The 14,743-nt window shown below is 61.6% G+C and carries 14 protein-coding genes; 2 read left to right on the top strand and 12 right to left on the bottom strand.

What is annotated here, in order from left to right:
* Positions 1–27: 27 nt before the first annotated feature.
* A complete protein-coding gene (locus CAG02_RS24560) occupies positions 28–1,095 on the bottom strand; it encodes a phosphotransferase family protein (protein WP_085711498.1) in 1,068 nt (355 codons plus the stop codon).
* Positions 1,096–1,285: 190 nt separating this feature from the next.
* On the opposite strand from CAG02_RS24560, the gene CAG02_RS24555 reads away from it, so the two are divergent.
* Positions 1,286–1,681, top strand: coding sequence for a DUF4280 domain-containing protein (locus CAG02_RS24555; protein WP_085711497.1), 396 nt, complete (start codon positions 1,286–1,288; stop codon positions 1,679–1,681).
* Position 1,682: 1 nt separating this feature from the next.
* Here CAG02_RS24555 and CAG02_RS24550 read toward each other — a convergent pair whose 3' ends face one another.
* The 11 genes from CAG02_RS24550 to tssB all read right to left on the bottom strand — a co-directional run bounded on the left by CAG02_RS24550 (position 1,683) and on the right by tssB (position 14,050).
* The gene (locus tag CAG02_RS24550) at positions 1,683–2,225 is read right to left on the bottom strand and encodes a toxin-antitoxin system YwqK family antitoxin (RefSeq protein ID WP_085711496.1); all 543 of its coding nucleotides are present in this window, start codon (positions 2,223–2,225) and stop codon (positions 1,683–1,685) included.
* A gap of 12 nt (positions 2,226–2,237) precedes the next feature.
* Positions 2,238–4,247 carry a type VI secretion system tip protein VgrG gene (tssI, locus tag CAG02_RS24545; protein ID WP_085711495.1) on the bottom strand — a complete coding sequence of 670 codons (2,010 nt, stop codon included), beginning with the start codon at positions 4,245–4,247 and terminating at the stop codon, positions 2,238–2,240.
* A 32-nt stretch (positions 4,248–4,279) separates the two neighbouring features.
* Entirely contained in the window at positions 4,280–4,861 is a 582-nt protein-coding gene (locus CAG02_RS24540; protein ID WP_085711494.1) for a hypothetical protein, read from the bottom strand.
* Between the two features lie 97 nt (positions 4,862–4,958).
* Positions 4,959–5,597 (bottom strand): YopT-type cysteine protease domain-containing protein, encoded by a 639-nt coding sequence (locus tag CAG02_RS24535; protein WP_085711493.1) that lies wholly within the window; start codon positions 5,595–5,597, stop codon positions 4,959–4,961.
* Positions 5,598–5,651: 54 nt separating this feature from the next.
* A complete protein-coding gene (gene tssH / locus CAG02_RS24530) occupies positions 5,652–8,192 on the bottom strand; it encodes a type VI secretion system ATPase TssH (RefSeq protein WP_085711492.1) in 2,541 nt (846 codons plus the stop codon).
* A 1-nt stretch (position 8,193) separates the two neighbouring features.
* The gene (gene tssG / locus CAG02_RS24525; protein WP_085711491.1) at positions 8,194–9,219 is read right to left on the bottom strand and encodes a type VI secretion system baseplate subunit TssG; all 1,026 of its coding nucleotides are present in this window, start codon (positions 9,217–9,219) and stop codon (positions 8,194–8,196) included.
* Positions 9,183–10,976, bottom strand: coding sequence for a type VI secretion system baseplate subunit TssF (gene tssF, locus CAG02_RS24520; protein ID WP_085711490.1), 1,794 nt, complete (start codon positions 10,974–10,976; stop codon positions 9,183–9,185). The genes tssG and tssF overlap by 37 nt, the downstream gene beginning before the upstream one ends.
* Positions 10,960–11,403, bottom strand: coding sequence for a type VI secretion system baseplate subunit TssE (gene tssE, locus CAG02_RS24515; RefSeq protein ID WP_085711489.1), 444 nt, complete (start codon positions 11,401–11,403; stop codon positions 10,960–10,962). Before tssE ends, tssF begins: the two co-directional genes overlap by 17 nt.
* A gap of 15 nt (positions 11,404–11,418) precedes the next feature.
* Positions 11,419–11,916, bottom strand: a complete 498-nt coding sequence (locus CAG02_RS24510; RefSeq protein WP_085711488.1) for an Hcp family type VI secretion system effector — start codon at positions 11,914–11,916, stop codon at positions 11,419–11,421.
* A 77-nt stretch (positions 11,917–11,993) separates the two neighbouring features.
* Entirely contained in the window at positions 11,994–13,478 is a 1,485-nt protein-coding gene (gene tssC / locus CAG02_RS24505; protein WP_085711487.1) for a type VI secretion system contractile sheath large subunit, read from the bottom strand.
* 29 nt (positions 13,479–13,507) lie between these two features.
* Complete coding sequence (gene tssB / locus CAG02_RS24500; protein WP_085711486.1) at positions 13,508–14,050, bottom strand: type VI secretion system contractile sheath small subunit; 543 nt, start codon at positions 14,048–14,050, stop codon at positions 13,508–13,510.
* Between the two features lie 228 nt (positions 14,051–14,278).
* Between tssB and CAG02_RS24495 the strand changes: the two genes are divergently transcribed.
* Positions 14,279–14,725 carry a type VI secretion protein gene (locus CAG02_RS24495; RefSeq protein ID WP_085711614.1) on the top strand — a complete coding sequence of 149 codons (447 nt, stop codon included), beginning with the start codon at positions 14,279–14,281 and terminating at the stop codon, positions 14,723–14,725.
* Positions 14,726–14,743 lie beyond the last annotated feature (18 nt).

The raw sequence follows: 14,743 nt of genomic DNA, 5'->3' as shown, positions 1-14,743 counted from the left end.
GTAGTGAGCCTTGTTATAACGCCGTCATCAGAGGCTGGATTTGGCAATGACCTGCAGGCTCATCTGCTCCAGCAGTTTGTTCATGTGAATGAACTGCGCAAAGCGTTTGTCCTGGGTCTGGCCATGGAAGAAGCGGTAGTAGATCTGCTGCACGATGCCGGCCAGGCGGAACAGGCCGTAGGTGTAGTAGAAGTCGAAATTGTCGATCTGGATGCCCGAGCGCTCGGCGTAGTAGTCGACGAATTCACGGCGGGTCAGCATGCCCGGGGCGTGGCTTGGCTGGCGGCGCATTAGTTGCACCGGGGCCGGGTCGTCGGCCTGGATCCAGTAGGCGAGGGTGTTGCCCAGGTCCATCAATGGATCGCCGAGGGTGGTCAGTTCCCAGTCGAGCACGCCGATGATCTGCATTGGGTTGTTCGGGTCGAGGATGACGTTGTCGAAGCGGTAGTCGTTGTGCACGATGCTCGAGGTCGGGTGGTCGGCCGGCATCTTGTCGTTGAGCCAGGCTTTGACCTGTTCCCAGTGCGGTGCGTCCGGGGTCAGGGCTTTTTCGTAGCGTTCGCTCCAGCCCTTGATCTGGCGGGCGACGTAGCCTTCAGGTTTGCCCAGATCGCCGAGGCCGCAGGCGTTGTAATCGACCCGGTGCAGTTCGACGAAACGGTCGATGAAGCTCTTGCACAGGGCTTCGGTTTTCGCTGCGTCCAGGCCCAGTTCCGGCGGCAGGTCCGAGCGCAGGATGATCCCCTTGACCCGTTCCATCACATAGAACTCGGCGCCGATCACCGAATCGTCGGTGCAGTGCACGTAGGCTTTCGGGCAATACGGGAAGCCGTCGCGCAACTGGTTGAGGATGCGGAATTCGCGGCCCATGTCGTGGGCGGACTTGGCTTTGTGGCCGAACGGCGGGCGGCGCAGGACGAATTCCTGGTCCGGGTATTCCAGCAGGTAGGTCAGGTTCGACGCGCCGCCGGGAAACTGGCTGATCTGCGGCGTGCCGGCGAGGCCCGGAATGTGCGCCTTGAGGTACGGATCGATCAGGCTGGCATCGAGTTCTTCGCCAGAGCGGATACGGGTGGACTGGTCAGTAAGCGCCATGCTTATCCCTTCTGCTTATTTTGGAGGCCAGACATCATTGGCTAATCTAATGGCGCGCTCGGGTCGTCACAAGCGCGGTTCGGTCTTATAGGTTAGCGTGTTGGACGATAATCACCCTTGGGAATGTGCGCGGCGGGCCGCTGGCGACTAAGGTTTAGCGCGAATGCCTTGTTCACAAAGGAGCTTTGAAATGGGCTGCCCGCAAGTCTGTGCCAGCGCTACCCTGCAATGCAGTTTCGGTGCTGCGCCGGCGGTGCTCAACGTGCTGCCGGTCAATCGCACGCTGACCGGCGGGATGCCGGCGGCGAACATCATGGATCATATTCCGCTGGTCAACGTCACCACGTTCGGCATGTGCATGAGCATGGCCAACCCGATGGTCGCCGCTGCCACGGCTTCGGCACTGGGCGTACTGACACCGATGCCGTGCATTCCCGCCACCGCCTCGCCGTGGATCCCCGGCGGCGCACCGACCCTGCTGCTGGGCGGGATGCCGGCGATCGATGCCAACAGCACCTTGATGTGCAACTGGGCGGGGGTGATCAAGATCGTGATGCCGGGGCAGATGCAGATGTTGATTCCCTGATTCAGGCCTGCTGCGGATCCGTCCACTTGCGAAACCACCAGCGCACCCGGGAAATCGGCTTGCCATCGGCATCCAGTGGCCGCCCGTCCTCGGCGAACCCTTGCTCCGGCTCCATCAACTGCCCATTCAGATAACGCGCATCCACCGCCGGTTTGCCGTTGGGATGAAAGCGCTGATAACGCCCCTCACGCACGCCGTCACGATAGAACTCGGCCTCCGCCACTTGCCCGTCGGGAAAGTAATTGAATGCCTCACCATGCAATAACCCACGCCGATAAGTGGCCTTGCGCTGCAACCAGCCCTCGGGCGCATAAAAACTGGCCACGCCTTGCAGCTTGTCGCGCACGAACGGCATCTGCGCCGAGACCTTGCCGTTGGGGTGGTAGAGCAGGGACATGCCCTGCAGTTGGCCCTGGCGGTAATTCAGGTCTGCCTGCTGGCGACCGTCATCCTTGATATTCAACGGACCGTCGAGTTGCCCGTCCTGCAGGCGCCCCTTGAGGTGTTTGTCATCCTGCTGCAAGTCCAGCGGAGTGATCGCCATGGCGACTCCTTGTCAGTTGACCTGTACCAGCCCGCCCTTGATGGTCAGCATGCCGCCGCCGTCCACGGTCTGCGAGGCCGCGCCCTTGTTGGTCAGGCTGACGCCTGCATCGTTGGTCAGCGTCGTTCCGGCCTTGTTGTCCAGCGAAGTACCGGCCTGATTGGTCATGGCGGTGCCAGCCTTCTGGGTGATCGAGGTGCTGGCGGAGGTCGCCAGATCCGCGCCGCTCTTGATCGTGAAACTGCCGCCGCTTTGCAGCGTGAGGGTGCCGCTGACCTTGATCGTCAGGTTGCCGTCCACCGTCAGGCTGTAATCGCCGGTGACCTTGTCGGTGTAGTTGCCGCCGGTGCTGTGGTTCTGGTCGGCGCCGACCTTTACGGTACGACTGTCCTTAACATCGAGGCTGTCGCTACCGGTCTGGATGGTCACGCTGCGTTTACCTTTTTCCAGCGTGACGGTTTCATCGCCGTCCTTGACCGTGCGGGTGCGGGCGTTCTGCACCGTCAGGGTTTCGTCGTGGCCGACGGTGGCGGTGGTGTCGTTGAGCACGTTGATCTTCAGGTCTTTCTGCGCCTGCAGGAACACCTCTTCGGCATCCTTCTTGTCCTCGAAACGCAGCTCGTTGAATCCGCCGCCGCCCTTGGACGATTGAGTCTTGATCCCTGACTGGGTCTGGTTCGCCGGCAAGGCGTAGGGCAGGGCGTTGTCGCCGTTGTACACGCATCCGGTGACCAGTGGCCGGTCCGGGTCGCCGTCTATAAAGGTCACGATGACTTCCTGGCCGATGCGTGGCACGAACTGCATGCCGAAGCCCTTGCCACTCCACGGCAATACCACACGCACCCAACAGGAACTGGTTTCATCGTTCTTGCCGTCGCGATCCCAGGGGAACTGCAACTTGATCCGGCCGTACTCGTCGGTCCAGATTTCTTCGCCGGACTTGCCTACGACGATGGCGGTCTGTGGATGCATGCGCGGTTTGGGTGTGGTGCGGGGCGGGCGGAACGGCGTGGCTTTGGGGAAGGCTTCGAAGCGGTTGCGATAGCTTTCGTGGCTGGCGTCGTGGGTGACCCGCGTGACGACCCAGTCGATGTTCAGGCTCTCGTCTTCGTGGCCGTCGAGGGTGAACCAGTGGCCCGGTATCAACCAGCGACAGTCGCTTTCGCCGACGAAGCGTTTCTCCTCGCTGCGAAGCCCATCTACCCGCTGCTTGGTCAACGCATCGCCGCGCGCCTTGGCGTTGTAGCCGCCGGGATGCTCATAGATCGACAGCGGCCCGGCCACGGCTTCGGCCTGGCCGAAGAGTGAAGTGGTCGGCGTGGTGAACTCGTAATCCGTTGCCTTGTACACCCCGGCTACCGCTTGCAGACACACTTGGCCCGAGCGGATGCCATGCAACTCGCGTTCACCCATTTGCTGGCCCAGATACTTGACCTTCGGGCCGTTGGGGATCTGCACGAAGGCGTCATTGCTGTCGCCCAGCACCAGCGTGTGCTTGCCCTCGTCGTGGGTGAAAAACCAGAAGATGCCTTCCTCTTCCAGTAGCCGTGAGACGAAGGCGAAGTCGGTCTCGCCGTACTGCACACAATACTCTCGGGGCGTGTAGCTGCCGGTCAGCGAGAGTTTGAAATCGCTGAAACCGTGGGCCTTGAAGATCGCGGTCACGATGTCCGAGGTGGCGAGGTTCTGGAATACGCGGTTGTTGCTGGCCAGGGTCAGCCACCAGAGCCATGGCCTTAGAACCAGCTGATAGCGTTCGGCGGTGGCGTCGGCGGGGAGCTGGCGGATCTCGGCGACCAAGGCATCGAACGGGCGCAATTGAGCGTCGTTGTGCAGGGTGGTGGTGACGTGGCTGGCGATGGCAGAGGTCAGGGTGAGGGTGGTGCCGTCGTTGAGGCCGTTGAGAATTTGCGAGCCCAACAGGTTGAGCGCCTCGTCGCCGGACAGCGAATCAGGGTAAATCGCCGACAACGAGGGTGCGGTGAGGGACAGGGTGGTGTTGCTGTCGGTAGATCGGGGCATGAGCTGACCTCAGCTGTTGGGAGAGAAAAAGCTCACCACCTGAACGTACCGCCTTTCTCATGGATTGCAGCCTGGTTGTCACTGACCCACCCATCCATCTCTCTCTCGTTTCCATAAACGTAGCTGTACATCACCACCGAGTTTCTAACGTAAGGCTCGAGTTGCGGCCCACAAAGAGGGCAGGGGCTGAGTTCGATATAGATACGTGTAACGAAGTTGCTGTAATCACCGTCAGGGAGCGCAACACTGTTGATCGCCTGAACCAACGCACTGATTTCAGCATGCCCGCGAAGGGTTGTGACGACTTTTTTGGTTGTTGTTGTGTAGTTTCCGAGAAGGTCCAGTTTCAGCGCACTGTCGCCAAATTTGTACATCAGTACGCCGCGTGAGGCATCAAAGTGTTCGACGACGGCAAAACAGGTTCCATGGGAGGCGCCCGAGCCGGCCAAGGCTCGGCGAGTTGAAGAGGATTCATGGCAGATGGCGGCCAAGTCAGGAATCGTCCCACCGTTGGTGGCGTGATTGGCCGCCAGCCAGCTGGCGTATAGCGGGTTTGCTCCTGTCATTGCGACATTGCCACCTGAGTAACGACCCACTTTATGTATTTCCGCCATGGCAATCTCCGCCGGGATTCTTTCAGTTCGCTTCGCCAACAGGCGTCAACAAAAATAAATCTGTCCCCTTATAAAGTGGTGCAATCCCGATTCGATGTCAGCCGAACCCCCATATCCGGTAACCCGTCGACAAGCCCTGGCTATAAGCAGCAGCAACAGCATCCAGGCAGAGGGTTATGCCTTTGGTTCCCTCCAGTTTGAATTCGCCGAAGTTTGGATCGAAAAAAACACAGCTGCTGCCTTTTCCAAAGAATACCCAGGGCCGGTGAAAGGCTACAGAATGCCCACCCAGTGTGCCTTTGATAGACAAGATGAAATATCGGCAGGAGGAGGTCAGCACGAACGAAGCGATGGCCTCTCCGGCGGTGGCGAATCCCTGATAGGCTTCCGCTTTTTTTTCCCCCAGCTTCCCCACCCCGCCAGTCACCAATGCGTCAAGGGTGGCCTGAGAGGGGGATTCGGGTGTGTCGCCACTGATGTCGACGTATGCCGACTGGAAGTCTGAAGCCTCGTTCGCCGTCTTTTTCTCATGCAGCAGACCGGTTGTCTCCGTCGGTTCTACGATTTCCTTGAGGTAGTCTTTGCCTTTTTTTCTGGCGATCAACCACGCGGTACTGAGACCGCGACATATGCCGGCTCTGTTTTCGGCGACGAGTAAAAGAAAGCTGGACTGGCCGAAGTTGTGGACGCCCTCACCATGTCCTTCGATCTTTTTGCAGATAGCTTCATAGCTCATGATGCCTCCTGGTTTCTGCCATGCGCATTCGGAAGGTGTCACGCTTGCATGCGACTACTCCAACACCCACTCCGCCAATTTCCCTGTCACCTGCGTCATCAATACATTCTCGACATCCCGCGCACCGGCAGCGCTGCATTTGGCGAGTACCGCTTTGACGATTCCCGAATCAAACTCGAACTGTTTGCCGGTCGCCGCTTTGTAGCGACCACGCAATTTCTCAAGCTTCGCCAACACAATCCCTTCTAGCGTCTGCTCATCCAGCGGCCGATACGCGACCACCGTCATGCGCGCCAGAAACGCCGGGCGGAAGGCTTGCAGGAGGACTTTGTGCAGCGCTTCGTTGAACGCTTCCGAGCCGAGTTGTGCAGTTGGTGTATCGAGCAGCAACTCGGCACCGACGTTGCTGGTGGCGAGCATCACGGTGTTCTTGAAATCGACCACCAGCCCGGTGCCGTCCTCCATCAAGCCTTTGTCGAAGACGTTGTAAAACGCTTCCAGCACATCCGGGTGCGCCTTCTCGATTTCATCCAGCAACACCACCGAATAGGGTTTGCGTCGTACCGCTTCCGTCAGCACGCCGCCACTGCCATAACCGACGTAACCCGGCGGGGCTCCCTTGAGCTGGCTGACGGTATGGGCTTCCTGATATTCGGAAAGGTTGATGCTGATCAGGTTGCGTTCGCCGCCGTATAGCGCGTCGGCCAGTGCATAGGCGGTTTCGGTTTTGCCTACGCCCGTGGGGCCGACCAGCAGGAACACGCCGACCGGTTTTTGCGGATCGGTCAGCCCGGCGCGGTAGGCCTGGAGGCGCTGGGCGATGGTTGCGAGTGCCGTTTTCTGGCCCATCACACGCAAGCCCATGCGTTGGCCAAGGGTACGCACGGCATGGGCTTCGTCGGCGAGCATCTTGCCGACGGGGATGCCGGTCCAGCCGGCGATCACGGCAGCGACGGTTTTGCTGTCGACCTGTTCCGGCACCAGCGGGTCGTCCTGGCGGATCGCATCGAGTCCCGCTTCCAGGCGCAGCAGTTCGGCGGCCAGATGATCGATGCGGCTGTCGGTGGCTTCGTCGGGCTTGTCGCTGTCGGCGCTTTCGCTCAATGCCAGCAATTCGCGGCGTGTTTCGAGCAGTTCACGCACCGCCACGCGCTCTTCGCTCCATCGGGTTTCCAGTTCGCGGATCGCTTGCACATTGGTTTTCGATTCATTTTCCAGCAGCGTGATGCGCTCACGATGATCCAGCCCCGTGGCCTGCTCCCGGCGCAGGCGTTCGACTTCATCCTTGAGGCTGTTCTGCCGGTGACGCAGGCTTTCCAGCGGTGGCGGCACGTCGTGCTGGCCGAGGGCGACCCGGGCGCACGCGGTGTCGAGCACGCTGATGGCCTTGTCCGGTAGCTGGCGTCCGGAGATGTAGCGGTGCGAGAGTTTCACTGCTTCATGAATGGCCGCGTCGAGTACCTGCACGCCGTGGTGCTGTTCGAGTTTGGCAGCTACGCCACGGAGCATTTCCACCGCAGTGATTTCGTCCGGCTCTTCCACCTGTACGAGTTGAAAGCGGCGGGCGAGGGCCGGGTCTTTTTCGAAATATTTTTTGTATTCCATCCAGGTCGTGGCAGCCAACGTGCGCAGCTCACCTCGGGCCAGCGCGGGTTTGAGCAGGTTGGCCGCATCGCTGCCGCCCTCGGCTCCGCCCGCGCCGATCAAGGTATGAGCCTCGTCGATGAACAGGATGATCGGCTTGTCGGCGCTGCGAACGGCATCGATCACGCCTTTGAGCCGTTGTTCGAATTCACCTTTGACCCCGGCACCGGCCTGCAACAGGCCAAGGTCGAGCACCCGCAGGCTGACTTCCTGCAAAGACGGCGGCACGTCCCCGGCAGCAATGCGCAGCGCCAGGCCCTCGACCACGGCGGTTTTACCGACGCCCGGTGCGCCGACCAGAATCGGGTTGTTTTGCCGGCGCCTCAGCAGAATGTCGATGCACTGACGAATTTCGCCATCGCGGCCGACGATCGGGTCGATGCGCCCGGCGTGAGCGTCAGCGGTCAGGTCCTGGGTGTATTGGTCCAGTACCGAATCCTGCCGTGGCGCCGCATTTCCTGAAGACACAGAGTGCGGTCCAGCGTGCTCGCGGGAGTTCTCCGTCCACTCCAGCAGATTCGCGCGCAGGGCTTCTTTCGGAATCCGCAGCAATGACGACGCACTGTTGAGCAGCAGGCTTCGGCGCTCGTCGCGATCAATCAACGCGAGTAGCAAGAGCCCGGAGCGAATGCTGTCGATCCCCAGCACACTGGCCTGCACCACCGCGTCTTCCAGCAATCCCAGCGTGTGCGAGGACAGCGCCGGGGTGCGCGTGCTGCCAGTCTTGAACAGGTCCAGCGCCTTGTTGATTTCAGCCGTCAGTGCATCCCGTTCCAGCCCGAAACGTGGCAGCAGGAAAGCAAAATCGCCGCCGTCGATGTCGAGCAATTCCAGCAACAGATGCTCGATCTCGACAAAGTGATGCCCGCGCTGCAAACAGCGCTGGGCGGCGCGTTCGAGAGCGCGGCGGTTGTCCGGGTTGAGGCGTCCGATCAGGCTGGCCAGTTCCATTTCAGGTGATCTCCAGCTGACGAAGACGGGTTTCGATGCGTTGCACGGTGAGACTGGCCTGACGTTGCAGTCCGCCGTTCCAACTGAGCAGGGCCGGGGCCTGACGGCTCAGTTTTATCGGCCCGGCGCCGCGTACCAGCATCACCAGTTTCACGTCCAGATCCGGGCCGAAATACAGCGCTGCCAGGCTGGCCAGTGCCGGGTGCGCTTCGCCATCCGGCAAAAAGCGTCCGGCCTGCGCCGAGGTCAATGGCCCGAGCGTCAGGCGAATTCCGGCATGTTCATCCCAGACCCGAGTACCGGCCACGGCGCTGCGCCCGAGTTGCAGATTTCGTCCGCCGGCCTTCATGACGCTGCGACTGGCGGCCGGGATCTCACGCCATGCACCCTCATAAGCGCTCAGCTCCACCGGTACGGAAAATTGCTCGCGGACAATCGCCGCAAACCCGGCCAGGGAACGGCGGCCATCGGCGTACAACGCGGTGCAGGCCAGAACGGCACAGTCGGGAATCGCCTGGCGCTCCTGCAACGATTTGGGCAACAACCCGGTCAGCGCCCGCAATTGCGCCTGCACCGGCGAAGCGCCTGGCGTGGTGAAGCCGAGGGCGATCCGGTGTTTGCGCATCACCTTGTACAGCAGGCTGAGCAGCCGATGCTGGAACAGGTCGAGAAACTCGGCTGGCGCGTGATCCTTGGCCCGGGCCCGTTGTTGCAGCCATTCCTGATAGGCGTAGGGCAGCGGGCCATCGGGGCCGCCGAGGCCGAACATTGGCGAGTTGAGCGTCAGTGGTTCACCCGGTTTTTCTTCCAGGCTTTCGATCTGGCTGGCGGCGAACACGGGCGTCAACGGCCCGCGCAATTTCAGCGCTTCGGCCTGCGGTGACGTGCCTGAACCGAGGGAATCGGCCTGCGGCTGTTCGCGCTCCAGCAACAGCAACGCCTGCAACCATTCGAACGCCTGCGGATCGCGGCGCAGACGCTGGCCCAGGGTCAGAGCGACAGGGGCATGCCGGCTTGGGGTTGCCATGCCTTGACCTCCTTGTCAGCCTGCATGAGCACCGTGCGCACAAAGCGATTGGCCGTGGCGTACACCGAAAAGAACTGCGCGAGCACCGCCGAGAACAGCACCGCGCTGCTGCCGACGAAATGCTGCGGATCGAGCTGCAACTGCACTTCAAGTCCGTTGCGCCAGCCACGCCAGGCGTCGGCACCGACGTGGCCGATTACCCGTTCGCAAGCGAGGCTCAGCAAACCATCGATCTGGCGCAGGGCGCTGGACTCATCACGCAGGTTATGCAGATGCAGAATCTCCTTCAGCGCATCCAGCGCCTGCGGTCCTTCGACCAGCGACAAATGATTGAGGGTCAGTTGCGACACCAGCCGCCAGCGCGAATCGCCGTCCAGTCGCGGCAGACTCTGCGGGCTCGGCGGATTGCGCAGGCGTGCCCACGCCACCGGCCCAGGCCGCTCGAATCCCAACGGCGTACCGGCCGGCAGACTCTGGGCGAGGTGCCGGTTGGTGCACAGCAGTTCGGCCGTGAGGCTGTAGTCGGGCAGATCGGTTTGCGGTTCAAAACGGGTGTCGACGACGCTGACCAGAAGATCGCTGCCGAGCCGGTTCGGCGACTGGCCACTGACTCGACGCGCATGCCAGTAACGCTGTTGATCGCCGCCGCTGTGCTGGCTGCCGTAATAGGCGGGCAGACGTTGCACGCCGGCGCTGGAGCTGGAGCGCATCGCGCGGATGCTGTGGATCTCGACGCTGTTTTCCCGATGGCTGTCGGCGACCAGTCGGTATTCGCTGCGGGTGCCGTCGGGGCGCAGCGGCTCGGAGGTGCGTGGGAACAGATTGATCACCGGCGCACAGCCAAGCGCGATGTCGCTGGCCTGCAAGTGCAATCGACCCGCCGGCGCACGGTCGAAAACGATATAGAGGTAGAGCGTCTGGCTGTCGCTGGAAACGCCGGAGAGCGGCAGGTCGAAGAAATGGAATTTCTCCGGGAAGGCAAAGTACTCCGCCAGCAGGCGCATGCCCGGGTGCACGCCGTCTTCGTCCGGCAGCAGCACCTCGTCGTCGGCGAACCCGACGATCTGCGGCAGTCCCTTCAATTTCGCCGGAATACTCCCCGGCGAGCCTGCGAGCACCTGCACGGCATGGGCGCCGAGCAGGTCATAGAGCCCGGCATTGATCACCGGTGAGGCGGCCAAGTGAATGCGTAAACTGTCGATCTCCAGCTCGGACCATTGGCTTTCGCCCAGGCAACGCAGGCTCAGGCGCAAGGCCGAACGGGATTGCGCCACACCGGTCAACGCCTGGGCTTCATCACTGCCGAGCAACAGCGCTTCAGTCACTTCGATGGGCCACAGACGCACGGCGGCACTGGTGCGAAAGTGAATGCTTTCACCCTTGCTGGTGGTGACGAACAGCGGCGTGTCCCGGGGCAGGGGATAACCACCGTCGAGTTTGCCTTTGCTCGGGTCCGGCTCGAACTGCACGATGGCGCAGGACGGCAACGGGCGCACGGCCAAGGGATAGAGTTGTTCCAGCAAGGCATCGCTGAACTCGGCGTAGTCGTCATCCAGCCGTCGTTGCAGACGCGCCGCGAGCAGGGCGAAACCTTCGAGCAAACGCTCGACGTGCGGGTCGGGGCACTCACCGGGAGACAGCTCCAGACGCCGAGCGACTTTCGGATAACGCTCGGCAAACTGGCTGCCGGCATGGCGCAACCAGGTCAGTTCACGCTGGTAATAGTCGAGCAGTTGCGGGTCAATCGAGTCGCTCATGGCGCACCTCCAGCCCTTCGTTGCCGGGCTCGATGACAAAGGCCACCGGCCAGTGCAGCGAGCCGCTGCGCAACTCGCCGAGCAGGCGGATGCTCAATCGCTGGGGCTGTTCGGGGAGGGGATTGACCTGAACCTCGCCCAGCAGCAGGCGTGGTTCGAAATGGCTGATGGCCTCGCGGATGTCCCGCGCCAGGCGACGGCGGTCATCGCTGCGCTGTTGTTGCAGGGCGCTCCAGTCGGCGATGCCGTAGTCGATCACGCTCGGGGGTGTCGTCAGTGCGCGCGGGCCACGGCGGGTGTTGAACAGGCGCCCGAGCTCGGCGTGCACCGAGTCGAGCAAGTCCTGCCGATCGAACACCGGCGGCTCGTCGGCCTCGCTCCAGGCGAGGCGTTCGAAAAGCGGTGCGCGTATGCCGGTGCCAGCCATGGCGAGGGCGTCCGGTTACTTGCTGGCCTTGTTGGCCGCCAGGTCCCAGACCGTGCCGGCGGTGCCTTCCTTGGTGCCGTCGTCTTTCTGCGCGGTGAGTTCCCATTTGATCTTGGTGAAGTTCAGGGACAGGGTTTCCACCGGTTTGCCCCCCGTGCCGCCGCTGACGCTGACGTTGGAGATCACCACGTTGGTCAGGGTGTAGATGATGAACGGCATGATCTGCCCGCTGCCTTCGGCGGCGTTGCGACCGATGGTGATCTTGGCTTCCGGGAGCGGCTTGCCGGCGCAGCAATACTCGTTGAGCGAAGGGGTCGAGCTGTCGATGAATTTGGTCAGGGTAAATTCACCGATGTGCGGCCGGCCGGAGGTACGTTCCGAGTTGCTGACGTCGTTGGTCACCTGCATCGCCACGTTGTGGCTGTAGGACATGACTTCGATCTTGTCCTTGTAGCCCTCGAGCAGGCTGTCGCCTTTGATGTCGCCGCCGAGGTCGAGAATGATTGCATCCATCGCTTGAAACTCCTGAAGGTTGTCGCGCTAGACAAACGGGGGAGCGCCCGCAGGGAAATCCTGCGGGCGCAGGCAGGTCAGGCTGCTACCGGAGGCGGCAGGGTCGCGACCAGGCGGATCGACGCGGTCAGCTCTTCCAGCTGGAAGTGCGGCCGCAGGAACACGGTCGCGCGGTAGGCACCAGGCTTGCCGGCGACTTCGGTGACGTCCACCCGCGCTTCACGCAACGGGTACTGCGCCTTGATTTCCTGCGGCGCGTTGTCGTTGATCAGCACGTAGTCGGCGATCCAGTTGTTGAGGTAGGTCTGCACGTTGTCGCGGGTCATGAAGCTGCCGACCTTGTCGCGCATGATTACCTTCAGGTAATGGGCGAAACGCGAAGCCGCGAGCACGTACGGCAACATCGCCGAGATCCGTGCGTTGGCGTTGGCCTCGTTGGTGTTGTAGACCTTGGACTTGTTGGTGGTCTGGCCGCCGAAGAACACCGCGATGTCGCTGTTCTTCTTGTGGCACAGGGCGATGAAACCGAGGTCGTTGAGCTCCTTCTCGCGGCGGTCGGTGATCGCCACTTCGGTCGGGCATTTCAGCGACAGATCGCCGGAGCTGGTACGGAAGGTGTGCGCCGGCAGGCCTTCGACCGCGCCACCGCCTTCAGCGCCACGGATCGCCGCGCACCAGCCGTACTTGGCGAAGGCTTCGGTGATGCGTTGCGACAGCGCCCACGCGGCATTGCCCCACAGGTATTTGCTGTGGTCGGTGCCGTTGGTGTCTTCGACGTAATTGATGCCTTCCACCGGCGAGGTGTCCGGGCCGTAAGGCAGGCGCAGCAGGAAGTGTGGCAGCACCAGCGAGACGTAGCGCGAGTCTTCGCTCTCACGGAACGAGCGCCACTTGATCAGTTCCTGGCTCTCGAAGACTTTCGACAGGTCACGGGGCACGGCCAGTTCGGTGAAGCTGTTCATGTCGAACAGGCGCGGGCTGGCGGCAGCGATGAAGGGCGCGTGCGCAGCGGCGGCGACGTTCGACAGTTTTTCCAGCAGGCCGATGTCCTGTGGGTGACGGCCGAAGGTGTAGTCACCGACCAAAAGGCTGAACGGGTGGCCACCGAAGGTGCCGTATTCCTCTTCGTAGATCTTCTTGAACAGGGCGCTCTGGTCGAACTCGACGGCTTTTTCCAGGTCGTTCTGCAGCTCTTTCTGCGTCACGTTGAGCAGGCGCAGTTTCAGCCGGGTGCTGGTTTCGGTGTTCTGCACCAGCATGTGCAGGCCGCGCCAGGATGCTTCGAGTTTTTGCAGGTCCGGGTGATGCAGCACCTCGTTGAGCTGGGCGCTGATCAGTTCATCGATCTTGCTGATGCGGTCGTTGATCATCGCCACGGTGTCCTTGTCGATGGCCATGCCTTCGTCGAGTACCTGGGTGGCGAATTCCGCGAGCATGTCGCGGGCGTAGTCCTGCTGGCTGTCGTCATGGGCCATGCGGCCCTCGGCGATGATCCGGTCAAGCAGGGATAAAGTTTCGGCGGCAGCATTTTCGCTGGCTTGATTCTGGGCGGCGGCGGGCATGGCGAATTCTTCCTCGGTCAGGTGGACGATCAGGCTTGCGGTTCGGCCGGGGTCTCGGCATCAGCGGCCGGGACAGCGGTGTCCGGGCGAGCCGATTTGATCTCTTGCAAGCCTTCGGTGTTGGCGATGACATCGCGCAACAGCTTGTCGAGATCGTCGTTGCCGTCGAGTTTGGTCAGCAGGTCGCGCAGGCGCTGGCGGGCTTCGAACAGGCGCCGCAGCGGGGTGACTTGCTCCACCACCCTGACCGGGTCGAAATCGTCGATGTGTTTGAAGTTGAGTTCGATGTTCAGCTTGCTGTCGTCGCCGCTGAGGGTGTTGTTGACTTGCAGCGTGGCGCGAGGGGCGATGGAGGCGAGGACGTCGTTGAAGTTGTCGCGGTCGATTTCGGTGAAACGGCGTTCGGTCAGTTTTGCCAGTGGTTCGAGCGGCTTGCCCGAGAGGTCGGCAAGAATCCCGACCACCAGCGGCAATTCCTTTTTCTCGATGGCGTTGCCGATTTCGACGTCATAGGTGATTTGCACTCGGGGCGGGCGAACCCGGTCGAGCTTGTGCTGGGTACTTTCTGCCATGTCGGCGGACTCCGATGCGATGAGCGGGCGCAATGCATCGGGGAGGCCCGTTCATCGCTTTCCCTTGCTGGACCACAGGTTAGAAAGGGAGGCAGATGACCTGTCGTTCCTTTGACAAACCTTCCACATTCGGCTGTAGGAACCGAACTACCCAAGACGCTAGAACAGGTCTATAAAAATGCAAGCGAAAAACTTTTTTGGACTGTCTCGCGAAAAGGAAAATTCATTTTGTCTTCACGACTTTTTCTAACAATCGGCTTTGCGCTGCTCGCGGGCTGTTCGTTCTTCGGGCCGAAAGTCGACCTCGACAGCCTGACCCTCGACGTCGCACCCAAGGCCAATGACGACACCCCGATCGCCGTGGATTTCATCGCGGTCAACGACCCTGACCTGCTCAAGCAACTGTCGGGCATCAGCGCCCAGCAGTGGTTCGCCGGGCGCGAGCAGTATCAGCGTGACTATCGTCAGCTGATGAGCGTGTGGGGACTGGAGCTGGTGCCGGGGCAATTCATCGACCGCCAACCCTTCCCGCTGGGGGGCAAGCGGGCGGCTGGACTTTTAGTCTTCGCCAGCTATAACACACCCGGAGCGCACCGCTTGCGGCTGGACGATCAGACCGATGCGTGGCTCAAGTTCGACAGCCGCGAGATGACCCTGGTCAGCAAGGAAAACTGAAAAAAACCGTCCGCCGCC

It is taken from the genome of Pseudomonas sp. R43(2017) (genome assembly GCF_002112345.1).
Taxonomy (GTDB): domain Bacteria; phylum Pseudomonadota; class Gammaproteobacteria; order Pseudomonadales; family Pseudomonadaceae; genus Aquipseudomonas; species Aquipseudomonas kribbensis.
This window is presented reverse-complemented; position numbering and strand designations above follow the sequence as displayed.

Excerpts from the sequence above, each read along its gene's own strand:
- CAG02_RS24560 (WP_085711498.1), bottom strand. The coding sequence starts at position 1,095 with ATGGCGCTTACTGACCAGTCCACCCGTATCCGCTCTGGCGAAGAACTC.
- CAG02_RS24555 (WP_085711497.1), top strand. The coding sequence starts at position 1,286 with ATGGGCTGCCCGCAAGTCTGTGCCAGCGCTACCCTGCAATGCAGTTTC.
- CAG02_RS24550 (WP_085711496.1), bottom strand. The coding sequence starts at position 2,225 with ATGGCGATCACTCCGCTGGACTTGCAGCAGGATGACAAACACCTCAAG.
- tssI (WP_085711495.1), bottom strand. The coding sequence starts at position 4,247 with ATGCCCCGATCTACCGACAGCAACACCACCCTGTCCCTCACCGCACCC.
- CAG02_RS24540 (WP_085711494.1), bottom strand. The coding sequence starts at position 4,861 with ATGGCGGAAATACATAAAGTGGGTCGTTACTCAGGTGGCAATGTCGCA.
- CAG02_RS24535 (WP_085711493.1), bottom strand. The coding sequence starts at position 5,597 with ATGAGCTATGAAGCTATCTGCAAAAAGATCGAAGGACATGGTGAGGGC.
- tssH (WP_085711492.1), bottom strand. The coding sequence starts at position 8,192 with ATGGAACTGGCCAGCCTGATCGGACGCCTCAACCCGGACAACCGCCGC.
- tssG (WP_085711491.1), bottom strand. The coding sequence starts at position 9,219 with ATGGCAACCCCAAGCCGGCATGCCCCTGTCGCTCTGACCCTGGGCCAG.
- tssF (WP_085711490.1), bottom strand. The coding sequence starts at position 10,976 with ATGAGCGACTCGATTGACCCGCAACTGCTCGACTATTACCAGCGTGAA.
- tssE (WP_085711489.1), bottom strand. The coding sequence starts at position 11,403 with ATGGCTGGCACCGGCATACGCGCACCGCTTTTCGAACGCCTCGCCTGG.
- CAG02_RS24510 (WP_085711488.1), bottom strand. The coding sequence starts at position 11,916 with ATGGATGCAATCATTCTCGACCTCGGCGGCGACATCAAAGGCGACAGC.
- tssC (WP_085711487.1), bottom strand. The coding sequence starts at position 13,478 with ATGCCCGCCGCCGCCCAGAATCAAGCCAGCGAAAATGCTGCCGCCGAA.
- tssB (WP_085711486.1), bottom strand. The coding sequence starts at position 14,050 with ATGGCAGAAAGTACCCAGCACAAGCTCGACCGGGTTCGCCCGCCCCGA.